The sequence below is a fragment of the Streptococcus mitis genome, from assembly GCF_001579035.1.
Classification (GTDB): domain Bacteria; phylum Bacillota; class Bacilli; order Lactobacillales; family Streptococcaceae; genus Streptococcus; species Streptococcus mitis_J.
The window spans coordinates 5560-8761 of record NZ_KQ970294.1; the positions used below are offsets into that span (position 1 = coordinate 5560).

Consider the following 3202-nt stretch of genomic DNA (forward strand, 5'->3'; position numbering starts at 1 on the left):
GGTAGGGGGTTACGCCTTGGGTTCTACATTGATGAATGGCTGGGCAGCAGCCCTACCAGAAATCCTACCAAATTTCATGCAAAATATGGTGGGGATGATTGTAGGATTTATTCTTAGTCAAAGTATCAAGAAGATAAAGTAAAAAGTTAGCTAAACTAGCTAACTTTTTTGTGTAGATTTAATCAAAATAAAGCAAATCCTTGCTGGTGCTTGTAAAGAGGTCAAAGCCATCCTTGGTTACAACACCGCAGTCTTCGATACGGACACCGACTTTACCAGGGATATAGATACCTGGTTCAACAGAGAAGCACATGCCTTCTTCGATGACCATGTCGTTTCCTTCCATGATAGATGGGAATTCGTGGACATCCATACCGATACCGTGACCAAGACGGTGGTTGAAGTACTCGCCGTAACCAGCTTTTTCGATGACCTCACGGGCAGCACGGTCTACTTCATGGGCAGTCACACCTGGTTTGATAAAGTCAAGAGCAGCTTGTTGGGCTTCAAGAGTCAAGTTGTAAATGTCTTTCTTGAATTGGTCAGGTTTGCCGACAGCGACCGTACGAGTCATATCAGATGCATAGCCGTTGACTAGAACACCGAGATCAAAGAGGAGAAGAGCATCATTTTCAACCTTATTAGCTGCCGGAATGCCGTGTGGATTTGCAGCATTATCGCCAGTCAAGACCATGGTATCAAAGCTCATTTCATAGCCTTCACGTTTCATAGCAAAGTCAATTTGGGCAATAATATCTGTCTCAGTCTTATCAAGAGAAATATTGTCAAAACCAACATTGACAGCCTTGTCCGCATAGAGACCTGCAACCATCATTTTTTGCACTTCGTCAGCTGATTTGATGAGGCGCATACGTTGGATACGAGGAGTGAGGTTTTCAAACTCAGCAGTTTCAAAAACGGTTTTTAAACCATGATATTTTGTCAAGATGAGATTGTCAAACTCAACAGCTACACGTTTGAAATCAAGCTGTGGAAGAGCATGTTTCATTTTTTGCCATGGATTTTCAGAATCCACATAGCCCACAACTGGGAAGGAAACAGTGCTAGTAGCACGCTCAACCTCAAGGGCTGGGACAAAGAGGAGGGGTTCTTGATCCGCTAGGACAAAAAGGAACATCTGGCGTTCATGGGGATCACTGTAAAAGCCAGTGAGGTAATTGATTGTGACGGGGTCAGATACGACAGCGACGTCTAGTTTTTCTGATTCAAGATATGTTACGATTTGTTGTAATTTAGACATATGCTACCTTCTTTCTACTCCTCTATTTTGGCAAAAAATGAGAGAAAATGCAAGGGAGAAGGGTAAAAGAAAAGACAAAAAACTCCGACAAGATAACGGAGTTCTTTGATATAGTTTCACTTTGTTTAAGAAAAGTCAGCCTTACTTTTGACGTCGCTATATTCTTCAGCGATTTCTTGGCTGAGAATGTCTTCATAGGCAGGGAGTTGGATGTCCTGACCGTATTTCTTCTTGAGGGCGGTAGTGACTAGGCGATAAGCCAGATTGGCATTACGAGAGAGGATAGGTCCGTGGAAGTAGGAACCAAAGACATTCTTATAATGAACCCCTTCACCAATCTTTTCTTCATTGTTTCCATTTCCATAGACTACCTGTCCCAGTGGTTTTTGGTCATCTGAGAGGAAGGTGCGGCCCTGATGATTTTCAAAACCATAGTAGGTTTCATCGAAATCTTCATTGTGAATCTTGATGTCACCGATAAAACGGTTATTGGTCTGGTTGAGGGTGTAGTGGCCCATGACACCTAGCCCTTCGATACGTCTCCCTGAAGCTTCAACATAATATTGACCCAATAGTTGGAAACCACCACAGATAGCCAGAACCACACCGTCGTTTTGGATGTAGTTGTCAATGCTCTCTTTTTTAGCAGGTAGGTCGTCTGCAATAATACTTTGTTCAAAGTCTTGGCCACCACCGAAAAAGGCGATGTCATAGTAGTTTTCATCAAAGTCATCATGGAGAGAAACGATGTCAACGGTCACATGGGCCCCTAGTTTTTCAGCCACATACTTGAGCATGAGGATGTTTCCATTGTCCCCGTAGGTATTCATGAGGTTACCGTAGAGGTGGGCAATGTTGAGCTGATAGGGATAATTGCCAGCTTTTGAGGAAAGTGAAGTATAAACCATTAGTTCATCTCCTTTCTAACAATCTGACGACTAGCCAGCAGTTCGCGGAATTCCAGCATAGCAGTATAGGTAGCTAGAATATAAGCATGCTTGCAGTCTTGGTTCTCAATTGTCTTAAGAACTTGTTCCAGACTACTTGTTTCAGTGATTTTTTCAGCTGGATAGCCTGTTACTCGGAGACGACGTGCAATTTCAGAATGGCGAACACCGCCAGCGTTGATTTCGGGAATATCCATGTCAGTTATCTGTTCAAAGTCCGCATCCCAAATCCAGCTAGTATCAATACCGTCTGCATAGTTGGCATTAAGAAGAACAGATAGACTAAATGGATAAGGTGCTAGTTTAATCATCTCGATAGCTTGGGTCGCACCGACTGGATTTTTAATCAAGACGAGGGTGCATTCCTTGTCACCTATATGGAAGGTTTCTTGGCGTCCAAAGACAGCACGGCTCTTGTCAAATCCCTGTTTGATGAGTTGCGAATCTGCACCGAGAAAACGGGCGATAGCAACTGCAGCTAGGGCGTTATAGATATTATAGAGCCCGCCGATTTGGATGCCGTATTCTTGGCCGTCAATGACAAAGCGAGAACGATTGTTGGTCAACTCAACCAGTTCTGTCAAACGATAGTCCAGTTCAGGACGTTTACATCCGCAGCTTTCACAGATATAGGCACCCAAGTTTGCATAGGTATTGTGCTCATATTTGAGGATGCCTTGGCAGTCAGGACAGAGAATTCCTTCGGTATTATAGTGAGCCAGCTGGGCTGAACCTTTCTCCAAGTCAAAACCAAAATATTTTACAGGATTTGGAATAGCTGGCTTGTAGAAAAGTGGACTGTCTCCATTAAGGAGAACAGTGGCAGTAGGCACCTTACGAATAGCATCTAAAATCATCTTGTAAGTTGTGTAAATCTCACCATAGCGGTCCATCTGGTCACGGAAGATATTGGTGATGACAAAAAGGCTTGGCTGGATATAGTCACAGATACGAGATAGACTGGCTTCGTCAATTTCGAGAACGGCAATATTTT

The 3202-nt window shown here is 43.4% G+C and carries 3 protein-coding genes and 1 pseudogene; 1 reads left to right on the plus strand and 3 read right to left on the minus strand.

Features of this window, described 5'->3' with window-relative positions:
* Positions 1–142 (plus strand): annotated as a pseudogene (locus SMIDD26_RS13645) (ECF transporter S component); the annotation flags it as partial.
* 36 nt (positions 143–178) lie between these two features.
* Here the strand turns inward: SMIDD26_RS13645 and SMIDD26_RS10525 are convergent.
* From SMIDD26_RS10525 to SMIDD26_RS10535, 3 genes are all read right to left on the minus strand, one after another.
* Entirely contained in the window at positions 179–1261 is a 1083-nt protein-coding gene (locus SMIDD26_RS10525) for a M24 family metallopeptidase (RefSeq protein ID WP_061440072.1), read from the minus strand.
* Positions 1262–1386: 125 nt separating this feature from the next.
* Positions 1387–2169, minus strand: coding sequence for a lipid II isoglutaminyl synthase subunit GatD (gatD, locus tag SMIDD26_RS10530; RefSeq protein ID WP_061440073.1), 783 nt, complete (start codon positions 2167–2169; stop codon positions 1387–1389).
* A partial coding sequence (locus SMIDD26_RS10535; RefSeq protein ID WP_246747037.1) for a MurT ligase domain-containing protein occupies positions 2169–3202 on the minus strand: 1034 nt, incomplete at its 5' end. The genes SMIDD26_RS10535 and gatD, both read right to left, overlap by 1 nt.